The organism is Sinisalibacter aestuarii (assembly GCF_027923545.1).
Taxonomy (GTDB): Bacteria; Pseudomonadota; Alphaproteobacteria; order Rhodobacterales; family Rhodobacteraceae; genus Sinisalibacter; species Sinisalibacter aestuarii.
In genome coordinates, this window is sequence record NZ_BROH01000003.1 from 1 (window position 1) to 22,354 (window position 22,354).

The 22,354-nt window shown below is 63.7% G+C and carries 26 protein-coding genes and 1 pseudogene; 19 read left to right on the forward strand and 8 right to left on the reverse strand.

The window, feature by feature from the left end; genetic code table 11:
• Window positions 1–321: 321 nt before the first annotated feature.
• Both QMG28_RS06735 and QMG28_RS06740 read right to left on the reverse strand, forming a co-directional pair.
• A complete protein-coding gene (locus QMG28_RS06735) occupies window positions 322–1,260 on the reverse strand; it encodes a helix-turn-helix transcriptional regulator (protein WP_281841452.1) in 939 nt (312 codons plus the stop codon).
• Between the two features lie 426 nt (window positions 1,261–1,686).
• The gene (locus QMG28_RS06740; protein ID WP_281841453.1) at window positions 1,687–4,911 is read right to left on the reverse strand and encodes a S41 family peptidase; all 3,225 of its coding nucleotides are present in this window, start codon (window positions 4,909–4,911) and stop codon (window positions 1,687–1,689) included.
• A gap of 666 nt (window positions 4,912–5,577) precedes the next feature.
• Between QMG28_RS06740 and QMG28_RS06745 the strand changes: the two genes are divergently transcribed.
• The 8 genes and pseudogenes from QMG28_RS06745 (at window position 5,578) to QMG28_RS06775 (ending at window position 10,950) form a co-directional block, all read left to right on the forward strand.
• On the forward strand, window positions 5,578–7,137 hold the full coding sequence (locus QMG28_RS06745; RefSeq protein ID WP_281841454.1) for an OmpA family protein: 1,560 nt from the start codon (window positions 5,578–5,580) through the stop codon (window positions 7,135–7,137).
• An 88-nt stretch (window positions 7,138–7,225) separates the two neighbouring features.
• Window positions 7,226–7,339 (forward strand): annotated as a pseudogene (locus QMG28_RS21025) (IS3 family transposase); the annotation flags it as partial.
• Between the two features lie 127 nt (window positions 7,340–7,466).
• Window positions 7,467–7,739 carry a hypothetical protein gene (locus QMG28_RS06750; protein WP_281841455.1) on the forward strand — a complete coding sequence of 91 codons (273 nt, stop codon included), beginning with the start codon at window positions 7,467–7,469 and terminating at the stop codon, window positions 7,737–7,739.
• Between the two features lie 310 nt (window positions 7,740–8,049).
• Entirely contained in the window at window positions 8,050–8,670 is a 621-nt protein-coding gene (locus tag QMG28_RS06755; protein ID WP_281841456.1) for a MarR family winged helix-turn-helix transcriptional regulator, read from the forward strand.
• 89 nt (window positions 8,671–8,759) lie between these two features.
• Window positions 8,760–9,005, forward strand: coding sequence for a hypothetical protein (locus tag QMG28_RS06760; RefSeq protein WP_281841457.1), 246 nt, complete (start codon window positions 8,760–8,762; stop codon window positions 9,003–9,005).
• Entirely contained in the window at window positions 9,005–9,751 is a 747-nt protein-coding gene (locus QMG28_RS06765; RefSeq protein WP_281841458.1) for a hypothetical protein, read from the forward strand. The genes QMG28_RS06760 and QMG28_RS06765 overlap by 1 nt, the downstream gene beginning before the upstream one ends.
• 51 nt (window positions 9,752–9,802) lie before the next feature.
• Window positions 9,803–10,264 carry a TlpA disulfide reductase family protein gene (locus tag QMG28_RS06770; protein WP_281841459.1) on the forward strand — a complete coding sequence of 154 codons (462 nt, stop codon included), beginning with the start codon at window positions 9,803–9,805 and terminating at the stop codon, window positions 10,262–10,264.
• Window positions 10,261–10,950, forward strand: a complete 690-nt coding sequence (locus QMG28_RS06775) for an MOSC domain-containing protein (RefSeq protein ID WP_281841460.1) — start codon at window positions 10,261–10,263, stop codon at window positions 10,948–10,950. Before QMG28_RS06770 ends, QMG28_RS06775 begins: the two co-directional genes overlap by 4 nt.
• Before the next feature lie 51 nt (window positions 10,951–11,001).
• On the opposite strand, the gene gdhA is transcribed toward QMG28_RS06775, so the two are convergent.
• From gdhA to QMG28_RS06805, 6 genes are all read right to left on the reverse strand, one after another.
• On the reverse strand, window positions 11,002–12,357 hold the full coding sequence (gdhA, locus tag QMG28_RS06780) for an NADP-specific glutamate dehydrogenase (protein WP_281841461.1): 1,356 nt from the start codon (window positions 12,355–12,357) through the stop codon (window positions 11,002–11,004).
• Between the two features lie 95 nt (window positions 12,358–12,452).
• A complete protein-coding gene (locus tag QMG28_RS06785; RefSeq protein WP_281841462.1) occupies window positions 12,453–13,142 on the reverse strand; it encodes a 5-formyltetrahydrofolate cyclo-ligase in 690 nt (229 codons plus the stop codon).
• Complete coding sequence (locus QMG28_RS06790) at window positions 13,139–14,176, reverse strand: NAD(P)H-dependent flavin oxidoreductase (protein WP_281841463.1); 1,038 nt, start codon at window positions 14,174–14,176, stop codon at window positions 13,139–13,141. The genes QMG28_RS06785 and QMG28_RS06790 overlap by 4 nt, the downstream gene beginning before the upstream one ends.
• Window positions 14,173–14,580, reverse strand: coding sequence for a DUF488 domain-containing protein (locus tag QMG28_RS06795; protein ID WP_281841464.1), 408 nt, complete (start codon window positions 14,578–14,580; stop codon window positions 14,173–14,175). The genes QMG28_RS06790 and QMG28_RS06795 overlap by 4 nt, the downstream gene beginning before the upstream one ends.
• A gap of 102 nt (window positions 14,581–14,682) precedes the next feature.
• Entirely contained in the window at window positions 14,683–15,168 is a 486-nt protein-coding gene (locus tag QMG28_RS06800) for a hemerythrin domain-containing protein (RefSeq protein WP_281841465.1), read from the reverse strand.
• Between the two features lie 15 nt (window positions 15,169–15,183).
• On the reverse strand, window positions 15,184–15,627 hold the full coding sequence (locus QMG28_RS06805) for a group III truncated hemoglobin (protein ID WP_281841466.1): 444 nt from the start codon (window positions 15,625–15,627) through the stop codon (window positions 15,184–15,186).
• 86 nt (window positions 15,628–15,713) lie between these two features.
• On the opposite strand from QMG28_RS06805, the gene QMG28_RS06810 reads away from it, so the two are divergent.
• From QMG28_RS06810 to rnk, 11 genes are all read left to right on the forward strand, one after another.
• Window positions 15,714–16,130: an RrF2 family transcriptional regulator gene (locus QMG28_RS06810; RefSeq protein ID WP_281841467.1), complete on the forward strand. Its 417-nt coding sequence runs from the start codon at window positions 15,714–15,716 to the stop codon at window positions 16,128–16,130.
• 19 nt (window positions 16,131–16,149) lie between these two features.
• The gene (ccoN, locus tag QMG28_RS06815) at window positions 16,150–17,775 is read left to right on the forward strand and encodes a cytochrome-c oxidase, cbb3-type subunit I (RefSeq protein ID WP_281841468.1); all 1,626 of its coding nucleotides are present in this window, start codon (window positions 16,150–16,152) and stop codon (window positions 17,773–17,775) included.
• Between the two features lie 4 nt (window positions 17,776–17,779).
• A complete protein-coding gene (ccoO, locus tag QMG28_RS06820; protein WP_281841469.1) occupies window positions 17,780–18,508 on the forward strand; it encodes a cytochrome-c oxidase, cbb3-type subunit II in 729 nt (242 codons plus the stop codon).
• Window positions 18,505–18,669, forward strand: a complete 165-nt coding sequence (locus QMG28_RS06825; RefSeq protein ID WP_281841470.1) for a cbb3-type cytochrome oxidase subunit 3 — start codon at window positions 18,505–18,507, stop codon at window positions 18,667–18,669. Before ccoO ends, QMG28_RS06825 begins: the two co-directional genes overlap by 4 nt.
• A complete protein-coding gene (gene ccoP / locus QMG28_RS06830) occupies window positions 18,662–19,573 on the forward strand; it encodes a cytochrome-c oxidase, cbb3-type subunit III (RefSeq protein ID WP_281841471.1) in 912 nt (303 codons plus the stop codon). Before QMG28_RS06825 ends, ccoP begins: the two co-directional genes overlap by 8 nt.
• Window positions 19,570–19,728, forward strand: coding sequence for a hypothetical protein (locus QMG28_RS06835; RefSeq protein ID WP_281841472.1), 159 nt, complete (start codon window positions 19,570–19,572; stop codon window positions 19,726–19,728). The genes ccoP and QMG28_RS06835 overlap by 4 nt, the downstream gene beginning before the upstream one ends.
• 13 nt (window positions 19,729–19,741) lie before the next feature.
• Window positions 19,742–20,539, forward strand: a complete 798-nt coding sequence (locus QMG28_RS06840; protein ID WP_281841473.1) for a DUF2189 domain-containing protein — start codon at window positions 19,742–19,744, stop codon at window positions 20,537–20,539.
• Window positions 20,536–20,748 carry a cbb3-type cytochrome oxidase assembly protein CcoS gene (gene ccoS, locus QMG28_RS06845; protein WP_281841474.1) on the forward strand — a complete coding sequence of 71 codons (213 nt, stop codon included), beginning with the start codon at window positions 20,536–20,538 and terminating at the stop codon, window positions 20,746–20,748. Before QMG28_RS06840 ends, ccoS begins: the two co-directional genes overlap by 4 nt.
• Entirely contained in the window at window positions 20,696–20,929 is a 234-nt protein-coding gene (locus QMG28_RS06850; protein ID WP_281841475.1) for a hexameric tyrosine-coordinated heme protein, read from the forward strand. Before ccoS ends, QMG28_RS06850 begins: the two co-directional genes overlap by 53 nt.
• Window positions 20,930–21,197: 268 nt before the next feature.
• Window positions 21,198–21,662 (forward strand): hypothetical protein, encoded by a 465-nt coding sequence (locus QMG28_RS06855; RefSeq protein WP_281841476.1) that lies wholly within the window; start codon window positions 21,198–21,200, stop codon window positions 21,660–21,662.
• Between the two features lie 77 nt (window positions 21,663–21,739).
• A complete protein-coding gene (rnk, locus tag QMG28_RS06860) occupies window positions 21,740–22,183 on the forward strand; it encodes a nucleoside diphosphate kinase regulator (RefSeq protein ID WP_281841477.1) in 444 nt (147 codons plus the stop codon).
• Window positions 22,184–22,354: the final 171 nt, after the last annotated feature.

Sequence of the window (22,354 nt, forward strand, 5' to 3'; positions counted from 1 at the left end):
TCGCAGGCTTCGACCGTGACCGGATATCGCGCATCGTAGCCGCCTGCGTGCAACTGGTCGAAATCGGCGTTGGGCTGGCCGGCCACCATTGCGGCAACAACGGCGAAGATCTGTTCTGGGGTCACGACGTTCAACCTCCCCTAGAACCTTCATGCTAGGTCACGGTCGGAAGTGCAGCTATCCGCGTTGCGAAGATTCGGAGTCCGAAACGCGAAAGGCAGATCGTCCGGTTGCTGAATCAAGCGATGTCGCGGACCGACAAGTGAACTCAGGGGCGCAATTCAGCCCGAGTCATTGAGAGAACTGAGAAAACCGACAACCCTAATGGCGTGGGGCGCGGGTCCGTTTCAGCGTCTCCGATGGCAACTCGCCAAACCGCAGCCGATAGGACTGGCTGGCGCGGCCGATATGCACCAAGCCGACCGACATAGCAGCGGAAATGACGGAGTAGTCGCAAAGCGGAGATGAGAGCAGCCTGTGCATCTCGTCGATGCGAACATCGGTGATGTATTGCCGCGGCGACCGACCCAGACAACCGGCAAACGCGTATTGGAGAGTCCGCGGACATACCCCCATGGCATCTGCCACCATCTGAACCGAAATCGGCTCGCTGAAGTTGGCACGGATGTATTCCTGAGCGAGCCGCACCAGACGTTGGCTCGAAGTCGATACGATCGCAGAGTGCGAAACATCCACATCGTTCGACAGGATTTGCCAGTAGATCTCGTGGACCAGGTTTTCCACATGCGCCGCCATGTTGATCGGCAGGTCTTCGCGCCGCGCTGCCACGGAAAACACGAACCGGAGGAGTTCCCTGAGATCCTGCAACGCATTGGTGTTTTGCACCATCACCCACGACCGCTCCACCAAGGACAGATGCTCCTGCCCCGGCGGCGCAATCACCGCAACGCTCTGGTAGCGATGCCGGTCGCTGCTCGGAATAAGCTTACTGCACCGCACACTCGGCCGGATCGCCACAGCCGTTCCGGGATGCAGCCGGAAGCTCTCTTTGCCGACCGCAACCTCCGCCAGCCCATACAGAGGCATCGAAAGCGCAACGCGGGCCGTTTCTTCGATCTCGATCCGGTGGCCCGTGGTATCGACGGAAACGACGCTGTACCCCATCGGGCCGCTTGGTATCGTATTGTGCACCAGTTTTCCGCGCTGGTTCAGAAACTCGAAATCGCGCGTCACCGAATACAGCCGGGGCACCCGCAGCGGTTTCTTGTTCGAATAGCTCTCTTCGACCAGGGCAGGCATTTATTCCCTCGCGTTTCGCCGAATACGTGGAAACTGGGAATGCAAAAAATGTTGTCGAAGAATAACTACAAACCCCGTATCAAGGCAAGCCAGAGAAATCCGCGCCAGGAAAAGCTGCATTCCGGCCACCACGTGTCGCAGACAATACTGCTGCGTCGCGGCCATATTCCGGTCGCCAGCAGCAGGAAAGCCTGGCTGCGATGGCGGTAAATGGCGAATATGTCACACAAATTCGAACCAGCCTCTGCATGGTCCGCGGCACTGTCCCTCATACCGTGAGAAGAGCGCATAACTCGGCGAGAGCAGCGGTGCGGTCGAGAATAGCACGAAAGCGGTCCACGGCCCAGTGGGGAGTATCACGCACTTTCATGACTTGGACAGGACGATGCGCCACTCACCCGGACGGAAGCGCATTGGCCTGGTGTGCTAGTTCCCGCCTTCACCGATGACGCTCAGAAGTGTATCGACGGCCGCCTCAAGCTGGAGATCCCGCCCGGCAGCGATGCTCTCCGGATCATTGTAAACCAAAACGTCGGGCTCCACCTCCAGGTTCTCAAGGAATCGTCCGTCAAGTAGACGAAAGCCCATTTCCGGGATGCCGTAGTGGAAGCGCGGGTCAATCAGCGGTGGCTGCACGACAGCCGTGCCGGTGCCCGGGATCGGTGCCCCGATGATCGGGCCAATGCCCTCAGCTTGATAGAGAGTCGGGAAAACACTTCCGTCAGAATAGCTCTGGGCGTTGCCAAGCACAGCACTGGGCTTGGTCCACCGTCCTTTTGGGTTGGTGTAGACGATATTGCCCTCGCGGCTGACCGCGTCGCTGGTATGGTTCCCGGTCAGCATGGCAATGAGTTGGTCGTGCAGGTTTCCGCCCCCATTCGCACGAACGTCGACTATCAGGCCCTCGGCCTCGGCATAGCGGCCGAACGTATCGCCGAAGGCCGCCTGGTAGCTGCTGAGGTTCATCATCTTGAGGTGGATGTAGCCCAGGCGCCCGCCCGAAAGCCTTTCGACAATGGCGCGGCGCTGTGAAACCCATTGGAGGTAAGCAAAATGGTTTTCTTCGATCTGGGTGATCGGGAAGATTGTTTCGAACACCGGGATGTCGCCTTCCATGGGCTGAACGCCGAGCAGAACCTCCTGGCCCGCTTTGCGGTTGAGCAAGCGATGGATGTCGATTTCGGGGGTGATTTCGGCGCCGTCGACTGAGACGATTACGGCACCTGCTTTCAGCGCGCTTCCCGGATGATCCGCCGGGCCACCCGGTATCACCTCAGAAATCTTCATTCCAGCGCCGCGCCAGTCGTCGTCGTAGTAGAGCGCGAGCGAACCCGTATTGTCAGAATTGGGGTTGTTTTCAAAGAAGATGACGCTTTGATGAGATGCGTTCAGTTCACCGACGGCCTCGGCGACCAGCTCAACAACGTCTTCCCACCATATGATCTGCGGCAAGAACTTGCGATAGTGTGCGCCAATCGCCTCCCAGTCATGACCCTGCATGTTTGCATCGTAAAACGTCTCGCCGGTCATGCGATGGATATGTTCGAAAAGAGCCGCTATCTCAGCGCGCGAATCCCGGGTCATCTCGGCCTTGAATGCGAGTGGGCTCGGCGTTCCGCTCGCAACGTCGTATTTTGTAATGCTGCCGGCGGCATAGACGTAAACAAAATCCGAAATGCCGCTCATCGCGTAGATCGTCCCGGGAAGGGTCGGTCGGGTGAAAATGGTGCTTGCCGATCCCGAACCGGCGGTCAGCGCGTAGCCGACGCTGGTGCCGTTGGGCTGATCGACGACGAACGTCAGCGACCGGTTGTCGGCGCCCAAATGCGCGTAAGCGATCTTGGCCGAGAACGGCGTCAGGCGGGTGCTGCGGTATTCAAGTCCGGAGAGATCGGGATATGGGCTTGCCGTGCCGGCCTCGGTTGCGTCCACCGCAGCCGCGTCCTGATCTTCCGACTGCGCCACCGCGCCATCGGTCAACCCGTTGAAATCGGCGAAGGCTTCGGGGGTCAGAAAAGCGGCGAAGATATCCCCCGCTTCGATCCGGCGGGTTTCCGACCGCAACCCGAACCGGTCCGTCGTCCAGAGCACAATGTTTCCGTCGGCGCTGACCATGGGGTCAAAGTCGGAGAAACCATTTTGGCTGATATTGACGGGCCCGGCCTTCCCTTCGGCGTCGACCAGGCCGATCTCGGCGCTCGAACCATAGCCGAGCATGACCGCCAGCCATTTCCCGTCCGGGCCCCAGGCATAGGGATGGTCGCCATCGTAGTATGAGTAGGACGCGTCTGCGGGAAGAACCACGGCCGAAGTGCCGGTCGCGATGTCCAGGACACGCAGCTCAGTGCGATGGCGAATATAAGCCAAGTGGGTGCCGTCAGGCGAATAGGCCGGCTGGAAGTCGTCATCGCCGGTGCCGATCAGCACATGCTCCTTGAACGGCGCGGCGCCGGCGAAGCCGGTGTCTTCATCGCGCGTCAGCTGCGCTTCGACGACATCCCAGGTGCCGTCGCGCTCGGACGCATAGGCAAGCCGACGTCCGTCCGGCCCCCAGGTCACGAACCTCTCGGCCGCCGGCGTGTCGGTGATACGTCGGGTCGCGCCCGAAGACGCGGAGGCGACGAACACCTCGCCGCGTGCGATCAGGGCAATCTCGCTGCCGTCGGGCGAGACGGCCATCTCGCTGACCTGGTCTTTCACGTTCACGACCGAGCGGCCGCCGACGAGGCTGGCCTGGCGGATCCTGACGTCGATGCGTTCGGGTTCGCCGCCAGGAAGTAGGCGCCACAGACCACCGTCATAGGTGTAGGCCAGCGTTCCGTTATCGGCCGCGCTGAGGAAGCGCACGGGCCACGTCTCATGATGGGTGAGTTGCACCGCCTCTCCGCCCGCGACATCGCGGTGCCAGACATTGAAAGACCCGCTGTGTTCAGAGAGCCAGACCATGCTGCCATCTGGCATCCAGGATGGATCATGATCCTCTTCGCGCCATTCCGTAAGCTTCGTGTGACGGCCCGTTTCGTTATCGAACAGCCAGACATTCTGCGCGGCCGAAGACGTCTGATGCTTACGCCTTGGGTCCTCGAACGGGGCCGGATCGTCGGCATAAAGGAATTGCTTTCCATCCGCGTTCGGCGAAATCTCGATTGCAGCAGTTGGCCAGAGGCGGTGCACGCGCCCACCACCGACCGGCACCGAATGCGGAACAGCTATCTTTGGCAGAAGGCTCCGGATGCTGTCGTCGCCGGATGCAACCGGATCGCCGATGCGCGTCGAGGAGAAATAGACCTCTGCACCGTCCGGCGAGAACGCCATCGGCGTGTCGGTGTCGGAGTGATACGTCAGCCGCGTTGCTTCGCCACCCTCGGCAGGCATCACAAACACATCCGAATTGCCGTGTTTTGTCGAGGCGAAGGCGATGCGCGATCCATCCGGTGACCACACCGGCGCAAAGGCATACGCCGTTGTCGCCGTCAGAGGCACCGCTTCGCCACCTTCGGACGGAACGACCCAAATCTGTCCCTGATAGCTGAACGCTACCTTGTTGCCGTCAGGGGAAATAGCAGGATAGCGCAACCAAAGTGGCGCATTTTGCGCCTGGCCCGTACCCGGAACCAGGATGAAAATCACCAGCAACAGCGATCGGTACATTGAAGCAAGCGTCATTTCGGCCCCCCGCTTTTCCGACAATTCACCGGATCGAGGATAACCACGCGATAGCCGGCAATCTATCCGCGACCCGAATGCTGTTGTCCGAATTGCGAAATGGCCTCAATCGAATGGGATTGCAGAGCGAAAGAACGGTGATAGCCGGCCAGCCTTCAACCAGAATCTGATCGACGCTCGCTTTCTGTCCAAGACAGCCTTTCGAACGAACTTTGGAAGGCCCAGCCCCCGGAACCACCGCATCCAAGAGGTCAGCCCCATGCGGCAACTGACCCGCTTGGTTGTTGTGTCGACCGACACCTACGAAGAAACCGTGGACGTCGATGAGGTCTGCTTCCGCGTCGCGTGTGCCAATACACCATGCGCCGAGGCGGTCCTGAGGCCCCGATCGTTGACGGATCTTCACCGGACTTTCTAGCAGCGTCAAAAACCTAGCGGTCGGAACCCACTGGGAGCGGGAGTATATTGTCCTTAATTCTGAACGAACACGATAACGAAGTCGGCGCGTTGAATATTTCGCAAAGTGGACTTTGATTGCTCTGAAATCGGATAGCAGAGACGAATTGACCAGCCTAGAATCCAGTTATCGGGGAGAAATTAGCCGGAGAAGCACTCAAACTTTTACCGCGAAACCAGATTTGGAGATCAATGATGCGAAAGAACCTGAAAAGCAGCGTTGCAATACCGCTCATCATAGCCCTGGCCACGCCGGGTGCAGCGTTCTCGCAAGACATCGTCGTCGACTGCGATCCGGCTACCGACCCTGAGTGCATCGTGCCAGAGACCGGTGCGGAACCGACCGCGGAGACCTCTGACGAGGAGGCTCCCCCAGAAACCCAATCCGCTGAGGAGGCAACATCAGAGAGCGCCGAAGAGGTGCCGGACCCGGTTGAGCCCGAGGTGTCGGAACCGGCGACCGAAGATGACACATCTGGCATACCGGAAGCGGAGACCAGCGAGACTGAGGCAGAAGCTGCAAATGAGGCAGAACCCCAGACGCCCGAGCCGGATGCGACCAGCACCGAATTGGAAACGGTCGACACTCCCGAGGTTTCCGAGCCCACGGAACCTGCCGAAGATACGCTTCCGATCGAAGAGCCAGAGACAGTCCTGTCTGAGGACACCGGACTGACAGAGGAAGCGGCTGCTGCAGAAGCGGCCGCAGCAGAAGAACTCACCGGAACTGCCCCCGTGGCCGCAGCAGCGGGTGGACAGGAAGCATCTCAAGCGGGGGCCGAGCCTGAAGTCGATGTCACCACGGTTACAGAGGAAAGCACCCGCACCAGCGAGCAAGAGTTCTCAGCGAAGTCTGAAGAAGCCGACGGGCTTTCGACTCTCGAGAAACTGCTGATCGTGGGCGTCGGGGCCGCAGTTGTTGGCGGATTGATTGAAAACAATCGGATCGTTCAAAACACGGGTGACCGGGTTGTCCTTCAGCGCGACGACGGCTCGCTTTATGTGTTGCGCGACGACGACGTGCTTCTTCGCCGCCCTGGCTATGAAGTTGCTACCCGGACCTATTCGGATGGGTCCACCTTGAGTGAGATCACCAAGTCAGACGGATCGATCGTTCGCACGATGAGAGATCCACGCGGTCGGGTCCTGCAACGAACCCGGGTTCTCCCCTCGGGCCTTGAAATCATGTTGTTCGATGATACGGCTGCGTTCGACCCCGTCGTAGTTGAAGAGCTTCCTCTGAGGCGTTCGTCCAGTCTCGACTACGCGGAAGCGGACGCAACACTCACCGACGCATTGTCTGCAGACTTGATGGCCGACGTCGGGCGTCGTTTCTCACTTAGCCAGATCCGGAACATTCGGGCGGTCAGGGAACTGGTATCTGTCATTGATCTCGAGGCAATCACGTTCGATACGAACTCCGCAGCGATCAGAGCCTCAGAGGCCCGCAAGCTGGATCGCCTGGGGTCTGCCATGAACTCCGTCATCGATGAAAGGCCCTGGGAGGTTTTTCTGATTGAAGGGCACACCGATGCCGTGGGCAGCGCCGTCGCGAACCTGACGCTTTCCGATCGACGCGCTGAATCCCTGGCCTTGGCGTTGACGGAGTACTACGGCATCCCATCGGAGAACCTTGTCGTCCAGGGCTACGGTGAGCGGTATCTGAAGGTGCCGGTTGAAACAGATGAGCGCGCGAACCGCCGTGTGACGGTTCGTAGGATCACGCAATTGCTTGGTATGGGACCGGCCAACTGATCGGTTTTTTAACTCAGACGATGACGCTCAAGGAGATGCGAGAAGGAGCAGTATTTGCCAACCCGCGCCTTGCCCGCCATTAGGTTGGGCAAGCCGTTACGACTACAACCATCACCGCCCCCACTCGAGCCTCGACGGGCTCACCCCGTGGGAGTATCAGCAACGGTCAAGAGAGGACCAAACCCTGAACAGAGCTAACTGACAAACGCGGACTCTCAGGGGAGCAGGTCACGTGGGCTCTGTCCGCAGGACGCCCGCAGAATAGCGGTGCGCCCTTGGTTGCGAGGGTTGCTTGGTGAGATATCGCAGCCACCGCCCGGACCGGAAATATGCGGCGATTCGCGCTGCGCCCCACGCGGCATATCTACCGCTTGGTATTCTCGGCGATGGTCTCCAAGGCATCAACGATCCTGGCTAAGGCCATAAGTACGGCGAAGGCAACTATCCCTTGGATTGCCGCAGGCGTGAAATTCATCGGTTCGTCCGATTGGCTGGCCAGATATATGGAGGCGGCCGCTGCGATCAGCGCCCATACAGCTATTCCCCGCAAAAGCATCCGTTTCTCCAATTCCCAGTGGACGAGCGGAGGTCACTATTTATGAAGCCGTCGACCGCCGCAATCAGCTTCCTCGAAAATCCGGGCGTCGGTGGTCCGGCGCGGCAAGGGCTTTCGGGACGGCTCAGAAGACATTGACCGATTTCGGCGCGCGGCATTCGACGGCAACGTGCGCACGGCGCCGTCGCTGATCTTGCGCTCAGCCCTCAACCTGGCAGGCGCTCTCCCGGATCATGTGCGGCGAGATGTGGCAATTGGGGTCACCCATCCGGGGCGGCGGCGTCTCGCCCTGTCGGCACGGTTCCGGCCTTGATTATAGTTAGGAATCCTATATAGTTTCTGGAAGGAGATGTGTAATGTCCAATGAAACACGGCAAATCACCACGGCCTTTCAGAAACTTGCGCTGTTCTGGCGGGCGAGCCAGTGGCAGGCCGCCGGGGGGGCGGGGCTCAACCCGACCCAGGGCGAGGTGCTGCAGCGTATTTCCCGACGATCCGCCCGTCTGGGAGAGCTTGCTGCCATGCTCGGCATTTCCCAGGCCAGTCTGAGCGATACGGTCTCGTCGCTTGAGGCGAGAGGGCTGGCGGAGCGCCGGCCCGATCCCGAGGACGGGCGCGTTCGCCGGATCGAGGCAACGGCGGCCGGGCGCCGTGTAGCCGCGGATCTGCCGCAGGCGCCGGCGGCGCTGGAACGCGCGCTTGAAGAAATGAGCGATACGGACCGCGCTGCTCTGGCGCGGTCACTGGTCGGGATCATCCGCGCCCTGCAGGAGGCCGATGCGATCCCGGTTCAGCGGATGTGCGTGAGCTGCCGCCACTTTCGCCCATTCGCACATGCCGACGCCGCGCGGCCGCACCATTGCGAATTTGTGGACGCCGCATTCGGGGATGCGAGCCTGCGCCTCGACTGCGACGATCACGAAGCGGCTCCTGCCGGGGAGGCTGCCGCCATCTGGCGGCGGTTCGAGACGGCCTGAGCCGGAAAGCCGGACGCCCCGCCCGCGGCAACGGGCGGGACGTCCTTGATGTCAACCACCTCTGCAACAAGACAGGAGACAAGACCACAATGACACAGAAAGCCACATTCTACCATGCCGGCTGCGCCGTTTGCCTCGACGCGGAACGGCAGATCGCCCATGCGCTCGATCCCGCGCGCTTCGAGGTCGAGATTGTCGATCTCGGGAGTGACAGGGCCCGTATCGCCGAAGCCGAAGCCGCAGGCGTGATCTCGGTGCCTGCGATGGTTATCGCCGGCACGCCGCTTCACATCAATTTCGGCGCCTCGCTCGCCGATGTGCGGGGAGATGGCTGATGCGCAAATTTTTTCTGGCACTGACAATCCCGGCTTTCCTGCCGGGCGCGACCCTCGCCGATGGCGAACACGATCATGCGGGGGGCATCCGCTCCGAGGCCGGCGCGGTTGCGCTGGCGCCGTTCGACATCGTGCATACGAAGATCGCCACCGAAGGCAATGTCGCCGTTTTCCACATGGCGTTGTCGGGGGTGGCGGGCGCGGCGCGGCCTGCGCCCAGTGGCGCTCTGGCCGGGTCCGAGGTCTTTGCCTATGTCTGGCCGACGAGCCTCGACGCCGCAACCGTGGGCTTCGATCCGGGTGCGGGCATCCTTGCCATGACGGCAACCGCGCATCCCGATTTCGACGATACCCCATTGTTCGACGAGAACGGCGATGGCGACCGGGGCAATGACGGCGATCTCTGGCACAGCCACTGGGTGGTGCTTGGCCCCGACGACGCCTGCGGGCCGGGTGCGCTGAAGGTGATCGACATACCCGAAGGCGCCACGCCGCGCCTGCCGCCGACCTGGCCGGGCCTGCCGCTGCTGATCGACAGCCCCGGATGGCAGCCGATCCTGACCGACGAGACGGTCGAGATCCGCGTGCCCTTTGCCGATATCGGCGCGGTCGAGGCGATGGGTTTCGACGGGGTTACGGCGGGGTTGCGGGTCAATGCCAATGTGCATGCGCCCTTGCTTTGCGTGACGGATCTGTTCGATCTCGCCTCTGGCGATCTGAGCCTGCCGGGGCGTGTCGGCGAATAACAAACAGGGCGCGGCGGCTATCTGCCGCGCCCTCCTGGATGGATGAGAGCGATGGATCATTTCCTGTTCGCGACAGAGTGGCTGAATACCGACAGCGCGCCGACGCTTGCCGGTTTCCGGGGCCGGGTGCTTGCGGTCGAGGTGTTCCAGATGCTCTGTCCGGGCTGCGTGCTGCACGGGCTGCCGCAGGCGCAGCGGCTGGCGCAGACCTTCATGTCGGGGGACTTCGCTGTGATCGGCCTGCACAGCGTTTTTGAGCATCACGACGCCAACAGCCGCGAGAGCCTGGCCGCTTTTCTGCACGAATGGCGCATCCGCTTTCCGGTTGCCATCGACGCGCCGGGCGAGGGGGCGATGCCGCGCACGATGGAGGCCTGGGCGCTGCAAGGCACGCCGAGCCTCGTGCTGTTCGATCGGCAGGGGGAGATGCGCGCGCGGCATTTCGGTCAGGTGCCTGACCTAGCGCTCGGGGCGGAGATCATGAGCCTGATCCGGGAAGACCCCCCGTCATGACGCGGTTTGTCGTGGCCGGGGTGCGGACGGGCCGGATCGCGCCGCTTGGGTCCGGGCAGGTACTGTCGGGGATCGACAAGCACTGTCGGACCGGTCGCGTCATGGCCCGGCAATCCGGTCTTGACGGGGACGAACAGGGCGATACCACGCGCCACGGTGGGCCGGACAAGGCGCTGCATGCCTATCCGGTGAGGCATTACCGGCTCTGGGCAGAGGAACTGCCCCTGCGCGCGGCGCGTTTCCGGCCCGGCGCTTTCGGCGAGAATCTGGTGATTGGCGGTGCGACCGAGGCGGATCTGTGCCTCTTCGACATATACCGTCTGGGCGGCGCGGTGGTGGAGGTCAGCCAGCTCCGCCAGCCCTGCTGGAAGCTCGATCTGCGCTTCGATCTGCCGGATATGGCGCGCCGCGTGCAGGATAGCGGGCGGACCGGGTGGTATTTCCGTGTGGTCACCGAAGGCGAAATCGCCTCTGGCGACACCGCCGAGCTGATCGCCCGGCCGCAGCCTGGCTGGCCGCTGGACCGGGTCTGGCGTCTGCTCTACCGCGAGACGCTCGATCGTGAGGCGCTGGCGGCTTTCGCGGCGCTTGCGGGCTTGCCGGACAATTGGCGGCGAATGGCCGCGAACCGGCTCAGGCGGGGCAGGGTGGAAGACTGGCGGCCAAGGCTGGACAGGCCGGGCTGATCTGGGCCGGATGGCCGCTGCTCCGGCATCCGGCAGCGACCAAGTCGGTGCTCAGATCACCCCCAGCATCTGCATCGCTTCCGCGACCCGCACGAACCCGGCGATATTTGCGCCCAGCACGTAATCGCCGGGCGCGCCGTATTCGTCGGCGGTTTCGGCGCAACGGTCATGGATGCTCTGCATGATCTGTTCCAGGCGTTGCTCGGTCTGCTCGAAGCTCCAGCGGTCGCGGCTGGCGTTCTGCTGCATTTCCAGCGCCGAGGTGGCCACGCCTCCGGCATTCGCCGCCTTGCCCGGTCCGAACAGGATGCCGGCGTCGCGCAGGACGCGGATGGCCTCGGGGGTGCAGGGCATGTTCGCGCCTTCGCCCACGGCCTGCACGCCGTTCCTGACCAGTGTCCGGGCGTCCTTGCCCGACAGTTCGTTCTGGGTGGCCGAGGGCATCGCCACGTCGCAGGGCAGATCCCAGACCGACCCTTTGCCGGCCGGCACGAAATGCACGTCTTCGCCCCGAAGCTTTGCATATTCCGAAATGCGCTTGCGGCGAACGGTTTTGATCTCCTGGAGCAGAGCCAGGTCGATCCCGTTCTCGTCGATGACATATCCGCTGGAATCCGAACAGGCGATGACTGTGCCGCCAAAAGACTGCACCTTTTCGATCGTATGGATTGCCACGTTGCCCGCGCCAGACACCACGACACGCTTACCATCAAAATCGGTCTGGCGGGTCTTCAGCATCGCCTTAGTGAAATAGGTGTTGCCGAAACCCGTGGCCTCGGTCCGGGCGCGCGATCCGCCATGGGCGATGGCTTTGCCGGTCAACACGCCGGATTCGTAGCGATTTGTCAGTCGTTTGTATTGGCCGAACATGTATCCTATCTCGCGCCCGCCGACGCCGATATCGCCTGCCGGCACATCGGTCTGTTCGCCCAGATGGCGGTGAAGCTCGGTCATGAGCGACTGGCAGAAACGCATGATCTCGCCATCGGATTTGCCCTTGGGGTCGAAATCCGTTCCGCCCTTGCCGCCGCCGATCGGAAGGCCGGTCAGCGCGTTCTTGAAGATCTGCTCGAAGCCCAGAAACTTGATGATCCCGAGATTGACCGACGGATGGAACCGCATCCCGCCCTTGTAGGGGCCGAGGGCCGAGTTGAACTGAACACGAAAGCCGCGATTGATCTGGACCTTGCCCTGATCGTCCACCCAGGGGACGCGAAAGATGATCTGGCGCTCGGGTTCGCAGATGCGTTCGATCAGAGCCTGTTCGAGATAATCGGGATTCTTCGCCACGACGCGCCCGAGGCTTTCCATCACCTCGTGCACGGCCTGATGGAATTCCGGCTCGCCGGCATTGCGCCGCATCACTTCGGCAAGGATCGGTTGCAGCTTTTCGTCGATGTTGTTCATGTACCCGTCACGTTTTGGGGAAGGAGTTGGTCGGTTGGTGAATATATGGGCGGATATGTTGCCTCATGCCCAATATTGAAGCAGTTATTTGATCCTCAGCCATTGCGCAAGCCGTTCTCGGTCAGGATGAGATCGAGTGGAATGTCATGGGGTTGCGGGTAGATGGTTGCGAGCTGCGCCGCCTCGAAGCCGATGCCGATGACAAAGGGTTTCGGGGTCAGCTTCGCCAGCGTGCGGTCGAAATAGCCACCGCCATAGCCCAGGCGATAGCCATCCGCCGTCCAGCCGACGAGGGGGGCCAGCGCGATGGCGGGGGTGAGGACGGGCGCGTCCGGCGGCGGGACGGGAATGTTCCAGTCGCCGCGCACCAAGCGGGTTTCGGGTGTCCAGCGGCGGAAGATGAGCGGGGCGGCCCTGGTTTCGACCAGCGGCAGGGCGACGGTTACGCCGGCCTCGTGAAGCGCGGCCATCACAGGGCGCAGGTCGGGCTCGCCCTTGATCGGCCAGTAGGCGGAAAAGACCATGCCCCGCGCGCCACCGAAGCGCTCGTTCAGCACCTGTTGCAGATGCCCGGCCAGCGCCTCGCCGATCTTCTGGCGCTCGGCGACCGACAGCGCCAGCCGCGCGGCGCGCAGGCGGCTGCGTTCGGCCTTGCGCCAGCGGGCGACATCGCGCGCCTGTTGCGGATCGACCGCCAGTGGATCGACATATTCCGGCGCGACCTCGGCGGCGTAGCAGGGCGGCGAGGCAAAGCCGCCGCGGCCGTTCAGGATATCGTCGCTCATGGCAGCGCCCCGAAATCGCGTCGGGCCGCGCTTTCCCGGATGCGTCGGGCCTGCGCGACCATATCGGCCAGCCGTGCGGCGGCGGGCGGGATATCGGTGATGGCGCCCGCGCCCTGGCCGGCATAGAGCGCCATCGCCTCAAGGTCGCCGGTTGTGGTCCGCAGCGGAGAATCGGTGCTGAACCGCAGGCGCGGCTGATCGCCGTCGAAGGCGATGGTTACGTGCGGCAGGCTGTCGGGATCATGGCCCAGATACTCCCCTCCCAGTTCCCCGGTCACGCTGTTGGCGATCACCCGCACCGCCGCGCCCTTTGGCCAGTTCAGAACGAAGATATCGGTCAGCACCGTGTCGTCGCCGGTGGCCTCGACAATGCGGGATTTGTGATAGGGGTGGGCAAAGGATTCTTCGGTCGCCAGAAAGGCCGTTCCGCATTGCACCCCGTCAGCACCGAGCGCCAGCGCGGCGGCAAGACCTTCGCCCGTCGCGATCCCGCCCGAGACAACGACCGGCAGGTCGGTCTGCTGAAGGATCTGCCCGGCCAGCCTGAATGCCGGGCTACGACCGTGAACATGGCCGCCTGCCTCGACGCCCTGCGCGATGATTACATCCGCCCCGGCCTCTTCGGCGATCCGCGCCGCCTCGACCGTGCCGACCTGGTGCAGGACGAGGCAGCCGGCGCGTTTCACGCGGGCCACCACATCCGGCATCACGTCCCAGAAAAAGCTGAAGGCCGGCACGCCGAGATCGAGGCAGCAGGCGATCTGCGCGTCAAGCAGCCCAGGCTCGGTCGCCGCCGGGATCAGGTTGACGGCAAAGGGCCGGTCGGTCGCTGCGCGCAGGGCGGCCACCTCGGCGGCGATCAGGGCAGGGCTCTCGCGCACCATGCCCAGAATTCCGTAGCCCCCGGCATTGGCCACGGCGGCGGCCAGTTCCCAGCGAGACACGCCGCCCATGCCAGCGAGCAGCACCGGGTGGTCGCATCCCAGCAGCGCGCAAAGCGGGGTGCGCAGCGAGGTCTCGCGCCGGTCCGTCATGTCGGGCTCTCCCGTTCCAGCCACCCGCGCAGGTAATCGCGCAACACGATGGCGTTGTTATGCGCCTCGTCTTTCGAGGCATAAAGCAGTGTGACGACGCCGTCGCGCGCATATCCGGCAAGCTCACGAGCCAGATCGTCATGGGCGGCAAGCTCTGCCCGATAGCGCGTGCCGAACTCCTGCCACCGGTCGGGGTGGCCGTGGAACCAGTGCCGCAATTCGTCGCTCGGCGCGATCTCCCGGCACCAGCGAAACAGCCGGGCGCGGTCCTGCGCCACGCCGCGCGGCCAGAGACGGTCGATCAATATCCGCTTGCCATCCGACATCCGCGGCGCGCGATAGATCCGTTTGACGCGGATGCGCTCGGCGGGCGCGTCGGGAACGGGCGGTCTTGCCGGCGGCATCAACTGTCGCGCCTGTCCGCGCCGCCGATCACCTCCACGGCCTTCAGCGCATGGGCATGACCCCGCTCGACGAGGTGCCCGGTCGGCCTGGGAAGATGCAGCTCAGACATGACCCGCGCTATGCGTTTCGAATTGTGGGAACAACACCTCGTTTTCCAGCCGGATATGGGCCGCGAGTTCATCAAGGAATTCGCCGACCCCGGCATAGAGCCGCGTCCAGCTTCCGCAGGCGCCGTCCGGCAAGGCCAGGCCGCCGGTCAGGTGACGGATCTGTTCGACCTCGGCCTCATGGTCGTCGTGATCCGCGCGCATCGCCGCGATTGGCGCGTCGAGGCCGGATACGGCGTTGCGGATGGCGGGAAAGAGGATCAGCTCCTCCTTCTTCATATGCACCTCCAGTTCGCCGATCAGCCGGCGCAGCAATTCGGCCAGCCCGGCAGGAACATCCGCCTGCCCGGCATGGACGGTTTCCACCTTTTCCGACAGCGCGGCCAGTTCGGGCAGCTGGGCGCGGTGTTTGGCGTGATACTCCGCCTCGATGTAGCGGGTGAGGCTTGCGGGGTCTTGCGGAGGTGTCGGTCTGGTCATGTGAATATCCTTCGGTCAGAGCAGAGACGGAACGGTGCGGGGCTTCGCATCCTCGATTGCCATATGCAGCGAGCGCGCGATCCGTTCGGCGCGCTCGATGACATGCGCGGCGCCCTCGGGCGGGCAGGTCTCGGCGGCGGTTTCGCGAAACAGCATCAGCCAGCGTTCGAAATGCGCCCAGTCGACCGGCAGGGTTACATGGGCCGGCATCGGCGCGCCGTGATAGCGGCCGGTCATCAGGGCGACCGAGGACCAGAAATCCACCATGCGTTCAAGATGCGGGCCCCAATCCGCAATCCGGGCGGCGAAGACCGGGCCAAGGACAGGGTCGGCGCGCACCTTGTCATAGAAGCGGTGCACCAGTTCGGTCAGCTTGTCCTCGTCCAGCCCGGTTCGCGCCATGAGCTCGGCGGTCATTCGCGGGCGGGCGGATACGATCTCGGCTTCGGTGGGTGACATGGGATCCTCATGGATTTGAGCTTGAGTCTCATGCTATATCTGCTAAATAGGTATTGTAAATACCGATTTGAAAAATGCGGGGCAACATGAACCTCACCTCCTTCACCGATTACGGACTTCGGATGCTCATGCGGATGTCCAGCGCCCCCGGTCGGGCTTTCTCGACCGCCGATCTGGCCGAGGAATTCGGCCTGTCGCGCAACCACCTGACCAAGATCATGCAGAGGCTCGCACAGGGCGGCATCGTCGAGACCCGGCGCGGGGTGAATGGCGGGGCGGTGCTGCATCGCGACCCGGCCGAAATCCGGCTTGGAGAGGTCGTGCGGCTGCTTGAGCAGGGGCAGGCTCTGGTCGAGTGTTTCGGGCCGGAGGGCGGGGAGTGCACGATCGAGGGCTGTTGCCGCCTGAAGTCGCGGCTCAGGCAGGCGGAGAGCCGGTTCATCGACGATCTGAACCGATCCACGCTCGCCGATATCGCCCTTCCGCGACAGGCGGCGGCATGATGAGGAAAGGCCGGGCAAGATGACCGCGACGCTGACCGTTTCCGAACGCCAGATTGGCTTGCTGCTGTCGGTGCTGCTGGCGCTGATGGGCCTTGTCATGGCGGCGGTCGCGCGTCACGGCGCCATGTCCGTGCATGGGGTCATGGCGGTCGGGCTCGGACTTGTTCTGGCGTTCCGGTTTGGCGGCGCGCTCTACGATCCCGCCCCGCCGGCCGATCGGCTGCGCCATTATTACGACGCGCCGACCCGGTTCGGCATCGTCATGACGCTGGTCTGGGCGATGATCGGCATGGGTGTCGGTGTCTGGGTGGCGGCGCTCCTGTACTGGCCGGAGGCAACGCCGCTCTGGCCCGCCACCAGCTTTGGCCGGCTTCGCCCCGTGCACACGACCGGCATCATCTTCGGCTTCGGCGGCAACGCGCTGATCGCCACGTCTTTTCACGTCCTGCAGCGCACCTCTCGTGCCCGTCTGGCGGATTCCGTCAGCCCCTGGGTGGTGCTCGTCGGCTATAATCTGTTCTGCGCCTGGGCGGTGACCGGCTATCTGATGGGGGCGACCCAATCCAAGGAATATGCCGAGGCCGAATGGTATGCAGACCTGTGGCTGGTGGTGATCTGGGTGACGTATTTCGCGCTCTACCTGCGCACGCTTGCACGCCGCAACGAGCCGCATATCTACGTCGCCAACTGGTATTATCTGGCCTTCATTCTGGTCGTGGCGATGCTGCATATCGTCAACAACCTCGCGCTGCCGGTCCGGCTCACCGTGGCCGAGAGCTTTCCGGTCTGGTCCGGGGTGCAGGACGCGATGGTGCAATGGTGGTACGGCCACAACGCCGTGGCCTTCTTCCTGACCGCCGGGTTCCTGGGGATGCTCTACTATTTTCTGCCGGTGCGGTCCGGGCGGCCGATCTGGTCATATCGTCTGTCCATCGTCAGCTTCTGGGGCATCACCTTCTTCTATATCTGGGTGGGTTCGCACCACCTGCATTACACCGCGCTGCCCTATTGGGCGCAGACGCTGGGCATGACCTTTTCGGTGATGCTTCTGGTGCCAAGCTGGGCCTCGGCGGGCAACGCCATCGCCACGCTGAACGGCGCCTGGCACAAGGTGCGTGACGATGCGACGCTGCGCTTCATGTTCGTGGCCGCCGTATTCTACGGGCTGTCCACCTTCGAGGGCTCGTTCCTCGCGATCCGCCCGGTCAATTCGCTGTCGCATTACACCGACTGGACCGTGGGCCATGTGCATTCCGGCACGCTCGGCTGGGTGGCGATGATCGTCTTCGGCGCGATCTATACGCTGGTGCCGCAGCTTGGCGGCAAGGCCGAGATGGCCTCGCCCCGCGCGGTCGAATGGCACTTCTGGCTCGCGGTTGCGGGAACGCTGATCTACGTCGTGTCGATGTGGAACGCGGGCATCACGCAAGGGCTGATGTGGCGGGCCTATGACGAGAACGGCGCGCTGTCCTACAGCTTCGTTCAGTCGGTTGAGGCGATGGCGCCGTATTACCTGCTGCGCACCATCGGCGGCGGGCTGTTTCTGACCGGAGCGGTTGTCTGCGCCTGGAACTGCCGCGCCACGATGCGCGGGGCCACCGGCGAGGCCACCGACCGGCCGCTTGCCGCGCAGCCGGCGGAGTGAAGCCATGCTGAGACTGCACTACAATCTTGAAAAGATCTCGATGGGGCTGGTTGCGGCGATCATCGTGGCGGCCTCGGTCGGCGGCCTCGTCGAAATCGCACCGCTCTTCACCATCGACGAAACCGTGGAACTGCCCGACGACCTGCGCCCGCATACCCCGCTGGAGCTGGCGGGCCGCGAGATTTACATTCGTGAAGGATGCTATGCCTGCCACAGCCAGATGGTGCGCAGCCTCGCCGATGAGCTGGACCGCTACGGCCCTTATTCCCTAGCGTCGGAAAGCGCCTACGATCACCCGATGCTCTGGGGGTCGAAGCGGACGGGGCCGGATCTGGCCCGTTTGGGCGAAAAGTATTCCGATGACTGGCATGTGGCGCACCTGACCGACCCGCGCAGCGTGGTGCCGGCCTCGATCATGCCAGCCTATCCCTGGCTGGCGCGTCCGCTCGATACCGGGCTGTTGTCCGATGCGCTGGCTGCTCTGGCACGGCTGGGCGTGCCTTATGACGATGCCATGATTGCGGCGGCGGCGGCCGATGCGCTGGCGCAAAGCCGCCCCGACAGCGACGCGATGGAGGGATTTCTGGAGCGCTACGGCGAGCGGCCCGCGGCGCGCGCCTTCGATGGCGACCCGTCGCGCCTGACGGAGCTGGATGCGCTGGTTGCCTATCTCCAGTCGCTCGGAACGCTGACCGACGCGCCCCATCGGATTCTGGCGGAGGGCAACCGATGACGCATGACATCCTCGTCTATCTTTCCAAGACCGTCGGCCTGATCTGGCTGATGGGGTTTTTCCTGATCGTCGTGATCCGCGCCTACAGCCCCTCGCGCCGCGAGGCGCATGAGGCGGCTGCCCGGTCCATTCTGCCACGGGGGCCGGACCGAGATGCCTAGCCAGACCGATCCCAGACAGCTCGCAGGCGCCGATCCGCATACCGGCAACCGCAAGATCGACCCGGCCACCGGCTACGACACGACAGGCCACGACTGGGGCGGCATCACCGAGTTGAATACCGCCTTCCCGAAGATCGTGATCTGGGCGCTGGCGCTGACGTTTCTTTATTCCGTGGTCGCCTGGGTGCTGCTGCCGGCCTGGCCGACGGGCGGCGACTATACACGCGGCCTCCTGCGGCTGGATCAGGGGGAGCAGGCGGTCGACGGGTTTCGCGATCTGTCGGACGGGCGGCAGGGCTGGTTGTCGCGCTTTGAGGATGGAGATTTCGATGCCTTGCGGTCCGACGCGGCGCTGATGGCCGCCGCGATGCCCGCCGCCGCGCGTCTGTTTGCGGACAATTGCGCCGCCTGTCATGGCACGAGCGGGCAGGGCGGGCCGGGCTTTCCGGTGCTGTCAGATGGCACATGGCTGTGGAGCGGCGACCCGGCCGAGATTGCCCTGACCATTCGCCATGGCATCAATGCCGACGACCCCGACACCCGCTATGCCGAAATGCCCGCCTTCGACTGGATGGAGCGCTCGGAGCGAACCGCGCTCGCGCAATTCGTTGCCGATCTGCCGCTGGGCTCCGCCGATCCCGAAAGCCCTGCCGGGGTTCTCTTCGCCGAGAACTGCAGCGCCTGCCATGGCGAAACCGGCGCAGGCGGCCTCGAAATCGGCGCGCCGTCGCTCACCGACAGGGCGGTGATCTACGGACAGGATCCGGCAACCGTGATGGAGACCCTGCGGCATGGCCGTTCCGGCGTGATGCCCGCATGGTCGGCCCGCCTGTCAGCCCCCGAGGTCAACCTGCTTGCCCTTTATGTGGCCGAGCTTGACCGGCCTGCCGGGGGTGCACAATGACGCCGCGTGCTCAGAAGCATCTGGCCATCGGCGGTGCCCTGACCGCTGTCCTGCTGGTCCTCGGCGCGAATGCGCATCTGCTGAGTGTCGCCCTGCAATCGCAGCCGGAATGCCGCGAGGCCGCTGGCGTGATGCCGGCCAAGCGGGCCTGCTGAAAAGGAGAACGGGATGCTGGAACCGCTACCGACCCTTCGCCATCCGGACCGCCCGATCTCACCCTATGCGCGTCATCTGCCGGCGTCTTCGGCGTTCGACTGGCTGCAGGCTGGCTGGCAGGATGTGCGAACGGCGCCCTGGTCCAGCCTGGCCTATGGGCTGTTCCTGACACTGGTATCCTACGCCGTCTTGTGGGCGCTGCATGCGAGCCATCTGCTGTATCTCGCGCTTCCCGCCATCTCCGGGTTCCTGATTGTCGGCCCGTTCCTGGCGGTCGGGCTTTACGAGAAGAGCCACAGACAGGCGCGGGGAGAACGGGTGGCGTTTTCCGACATGCTGGTGTTTCGGCCAGCGGCCGGCGGGCAACTGGCCTATGCGGGATTGCTGCTCGGACTGCTCGTCCTGTTCTGGCTCAGGGCGGCGGATCTGCTCTATGCGCTGTTTTTCGGCCTTATTCCGTTCCCCGGCGCGGAGGAGGCGTTGACCAATGTGGTGACGACGCCCCGGGGATGGGCGCTGATCGCAACCGGCACGCTGGTGGGCGGGCTGTTCGCGGCCTTCGCCTTTGCGATCAGCGTCTTCTCCATTCCGATGCTGGTCTCGCGCAAGACCGATGCGCTGACCGCCCTGGGGCTGAGCTTCATCATGACGGTGCGGAACCTGCGCCCGATGCTGCTCTGGGGCATGATCGTCGCTGTCGCGCTGGGTGTGTCGGTCGCCACCGGCCTTGTTGGCCTGATCGTTCTCTTTCCGGTTCTCGGCCACGGCACCTGGCATGCCGGTCAGGCGATCGCCGGTGACCGGCAATGAATCTGCTGCTGCTCATGCCCCTCTCGATCGGGCTCGGTCTGCTGGGTCTGTGTGCCTTCTTCTGGGCGCTCCGCAACGGACAGTTCGACGACCCCGATGGCGCCGCGTGGCGCGTCATTCTCCCTGATGACCCATCTGAAACGGAAGGAAAGAACGATGACAAGCTGGCTCCCCACGCTCAAGACCGCAACGCCCGAAGAGGGCTATGACCTTGCCGTCAAACTGGCACGGGTCGCCGTGAAGCTGACCCAGCCCGATGCCGGGCAGCGCGACCGGATGCGGCCGGAATACGCCGAGAATGCCGAGGCGCTGATCGCTGTCAGCCAGGTGGTCGCGACACATTTCGCCACCGTGGCCGCGGCGAATGATTATTGGTGGGATGCGACATGAGCGATTGCACCCCGCCGCGCCGGTGATGTGCAGGCTGGGTCATCCGTAAAATGCCTCACCCGGCAGGGGCCGCAGGCGCGGTCGTTGACAACGGGGGCAAAGAGTATAGCTATCAGGCATGGTCAGCTATCAGAATCATTACCGGTTCCTGCTTCTGAACCGCCCTCATCCCCGGGCGGTCCGCGCATAATTGCGTCTACGGCCACCTGGGGCTTTCTCACATCCTTGACCTGAGATTTGCGGGCAACCTGCCCGGGGGAGTTATGACATGTCCATCACCAAGCTGGCCCGCCTGCCGGGCGGGGAAACAAATTCGACCATCGAGCACCATGTTTCCGGGGCAGACTGCTGTCTGATCGCGGAGGATCGCCGCGGCATCGAGCGATTGCTGCAAAACCGAAGCACGCGGCACGCGCCCAATCCGCCGCTCCTGAACGGTCTTCTGAGGCAGAAGCTCCGCGCCTCGCACGATGCGCCTGTTCCAACGCCGCCGGATCTCGTCGTGGCGGGGAGCCATGTCACCTACATGATCAGCGGCGAAGGGTCTCGCTCGGGGACGCTCAGCATGGGGCCGACCCCCGTGCCCGGGCACATTCTCGTGGCCTCGTTGCTGGGGGCCACGCTGATCGGAATGCGGCGCATGCAGAAGGCTCCGCTGCTGAGAGAGACCGGGCAGACCGACATCGTCGTGGTGCTCGATGTGACCCCGCCACCGGAGCACGATGCGGCCTGACGCCGTAAGCCGGCAAGCCGCGCACCGCCCACACCCGCACAGGCGCCCGCATCAGGCGGGCCGAAGGAGATTTTACGATGACCACGATGCAAATCGCCACCCGCACCGCCAGCCGGCGTCGCCCCAAAGTCGTTATCAGCGATGATTGCCTGGACCACCTCGAAGCGCTGGCGCAAGGGGCCTATCAGCGCAATCCGGACCTTGCGGAGCGTTTGCTCGAAGAATTGGGGCGTGCCCGGATCGTGCCGGCCGGAAAGCTGCCGGCGGATGTCGTCACGATCGGGCGGCGCGTGACCTATCGCGACGAGACGACCGGCGAAGAGGCGACGGTGATCCCGGTCTACCCGGAACAGGCCGACATCGCCCGCGGGCGGATCTCCGTTCTCACACCGATCGGCGTTGCGCTGATCGGACTGGCCGAGGGCGCATGTCTGCCCTGGCGGACACGCAGCGGTGAAACGCGGCAGCTCAGGGTGTTGCATGTGGTGGACGACGACACGGGTGCAACCGGCGGGGGCTGAAAGGATCGCCGTCCTGCCAGGTTTCAACAGCGCCCGTGCCCGGCCCGGACAGTGCACTTCGCTGACATAAGACCGTGACAGCGCCCGGCGCGTTTTTCTGCCTGCACCGCATCGGCGCATTCTATTGTCCGGGGACGGCGACACTTTGCCGGTGTGGCCCTTTGCTTCGCC

Excerpts from the sequence above, each read along its gene's own strand:
- QMG28_RS06795 (WP_281841464.1), bottom strand. The coding sequence starts at position 14,580 with ATGCCGCCGGCAAGACCGCCCGTTCCCGACGCGCCCGCCGAGCGCATC.
- gdhA (WP_281841461.1), bottom strand. The coding sequence starts at position 12,357 with ATGAACAACATCGACGAAAAGCTGCAACCGATCCTTGCCGAAGTGATG.
- QMG28_RS06810 (WP_281841467.1), top strand. The coding sequence starts at position 15,714 with ATGAACCTCACCTCCTTCACCGATTACGGACTTCGGATGCTCATGCGG.
- QMG28_RS06775 (WP_281841460.1), top strand. The coding sequence starts at position 10,261 with ATGACGCGGTTTGTCGTGGCCGGGGTGCGGACGGGCCGGATCGCGCCG.
- QMG28_RS06835 (WP_281841472.1), top strand. The coding sequence starts at position 19,570 with ATGACGCCGCGTGCTCAGAAGCATCTGGCCATCGGCGGTGCCCTGACC.
- ccoO (WP_281841469.1), top strand. The coding sequence starts at position 17,780 with ATGCTGAGACTGCACTACAATCTTGAAAAGATCTCGATGGGGCTGGTT.
- QMG28_RS06770 (WP_281841459.1), top strand. The coding sequence starts at position 9,803 with ATGGATCATTTCCTGTTCGCGACAGAGTGGCTGAATACCGACAGCGCG.
- QMG28_RS06800 (WP_281841465.1), bottom strand. The coding sequence starts at position 15,168 with ATGACCAGACCGACACCTCCGCAAGACCCCGCAAGCCTCACCCGCTAC.
- QMG28_RS06735 (WP_281841452.1), bottom strand. The coding sequence starts at position 1,260 with ATGCCTGCCCTGGTCGAAGAGAGCTATTCGAACAAGAAACCGCTGCGG.
- QMG28_RS06855 (WP_281841476.1), top strand. The coding sequence starts at position 21,198 with ATGTCCATCACCAAGCTGGCCCGCCTGCCGGGCGGGGAAACAAATTCG.
- QMG28_RS06765 (WP_281841458.1), top strand. The coding sequence starts at position 9,005 with ATGCGCAAATTTTTTCTGGCACTGACAATCCCGGCTTTCCTGCCGGGC.
- rnk (WP_281841477.1), top strand. The coding sequence starts at position 21,740 with ATGACCACGATGCAAATCGCCACCCGCACCGCCAGCCGGCGTCGCCCC.
- QMG28_RS06760 (WP_281841457.1), top strand. The coding sequence starts at position 8,760 with ATGACACAGAAAGCCACATTCTACCATGCCGGCTGCGCCGTTTGCCTC.
- QMG28_RS06785 (WP_281841462.1), bottom strand. The coding sequence starts at position 13,142 with ATGAGCGACGATATCCTGAACGGCCGCGGCGGCTTTGCCTCGCCGCCC.
- QMG28_RS06805 (WP_281841466.1), bottom strand. The coding sequence starts at position 15,627 with ATGTCACCCACCGAAGCCGAGATCGTATCCGCCCGCCCGCGAATGACC.
- QMG28_RS06755 (WP_281841456.1), top strand. The coding sequence starts at position 8,050 with ATGTCCAATGAAACACGGCAAATCACCACGGCCTTTCAGAAACTTGCG.
- ccoS (WP_281841474.1), top strand. The coding sequence starts at position 20,536 with ATGAATCTGCTGCTGCTCATGCCCCTCTCGATCGGGCTCGGTCTGCTG.
- ccoP (WP_281841471.1), top strand. The coding sequence starts at position 18,662 with ATGCCTAGCCAGACCGATCCCAGACAGCTCGCAGGCGCCGATCCGCAT.
- QMG28_RS06790 (WP_281841463.1), bottom strand. The coding sequence starts at position 14,176 with ATGACGGACCGGCGCGAGACCTCGCTGCGCACCCCGCTTTGCGCGCTG.
- QMG28_RS06825 (WP_281841470.1), top strand. The coding sequence starts at position 18,505 with ATGACGCATGACATCCTCGTCTATCTTTCCAAGACCGTCGGCCTGATC.
- QMG28_RS06850 (WP_281841475.1), top strand. The coding sequence starts at position 20,696 with ATGACAAGCTGGCTCCCCACGCTCAAGACCGCAACGCCCGAAGAGGGC.
- ccoN (WP_281841468.1), top strand. The coding sequence starts at position 16,150 with ATGACCGCGACGCTGACCGTTTCCGAACGCCAGATTGGCTTGCTGCTG.
- QMG28_RS06840 (WP_281841473.1), top strand. The coding sequence starts at position 19,742 with ATGCTGGAACCGCTACCGACCCTTCGCCATCCGGACCGCCCGATCTCA.
- QMG28_RS06750 (WP_281841455.1), top strand. The coding sequence starts at position 7,467 with ATGCGGCGATTCGCGCTGCGCCCCACGCGGCATATCTACCGCTTGGTA.
- QMG28_RS06745 (WP_281841454.1), top strand. The coding sequence starts at position 5,578 with ATGCGAAAGAACCTGAAAAGCAGCGTTGCAATACCGCTCATCATAGCC.
- QMG28_RS06740 (WP_281841453.1), bottom strand. The coding sequence starts at position 4,911 with ATGTACCGATCGCTGTTGCTGGTGATTTTCATCCTGGTTCCGGGTACG.